This is a genomic window from Desulfoferrobacter suflitae (genome assembly GCF_022603395.1).
GTDB lineage: Bacteria > Desulfobacterota > Syntrophobacteria > Syntrophobacterales > Syntrophobacteraceae > Desulfoferrobacter > Desulfoferrobacter suflitae.
Genome location: NZ_JAIBKA010000043.1, coordinates 1 through 911, shown reverse-complemented (window position 1 = coordinate 911; position 911 = coordinate 1). Strand labels below are relative to the sequence as shown.

Annotated in this window: 1 pseudogene; it reads left to right on the top strand. The window is 49.2% G+C overall.

Annotated features, from left to right (window positions below):
- Positions 1 to 911, top strand: a pseudogene (locus K1V27_RS22525) (hypothetical protein); the annotation flags it as partial.

Here is a 911-nt window from a genome sequence, read left to right as displayed (position 1 = left end):
CCTTGTGAAGCAACCTTTTCCAACTTCCGCACACGGCTTGGTGAAACCCTCTACAACGAAATCCTCCACGTCCTGATAGACATCTTTCACCAGCTTGAAATGGTGACCTTCAAAGTCCTGGCTCACGACGGAACCCTCTATCCCAGCTGGGCCCGCTACCGCGGCTGTACGTACTTTTGCGATAAATGTCCAAACATCACCGTGGAAAATGTTCTAGAAAAAGTCAGATCGCGCATCCTTTATCGCCTAAATTCCGCCGGGAGCGGAACGGAAAGCTCCTTGGGCAGCGAAGCCCGCGTCTACGCCGAGTGTCCCAGTGATCGATTTCCTGAAGATGTCAAAAAACCCAAAATTGAGCTGTTCGCTTTCAAACTTGCCTTCTCCGATGGACAGCCTTCCTTGGAGCAGCAGAATACCGCCCATCTTTTCGGCGTTGCAGAAGAGCTCCAAAAACAGCACCTCTGTATCCAGACTCTACGTTCCAACATCTTGAACATAAATCCTGATACCGGCTCCATTGCTATATGCTGCCCCAAACTGCCCAAGGATACCCATGCCCGCATCGGGGTAAGAAGGGACCCCCAAAATCCGGATAAAAAACAGAAGATCTTCGGCTATAATGCGGTCTTATCCACCTCCGTTGAATTGAATCTCAGAATCGAGCTCCCCGTCGCTGTCTCCACCATCCCAGGCAATGCCGAGGAAGGAAGTCTCATTATCACCAATAAAAAACAAATTCATGCCCACCACAACTGCCAAACCAAAATTGATATCGCCGATGCCAAGTATGACATCACCGAAAATTACCAGTATGTTCGGGATGATGGCTCAATTCCCATTATCGATTACAACCGCAGAAATGAAAATTTATCCAAACAGGCTCTCCTCGATCGAGGCTACGACCAGAACGG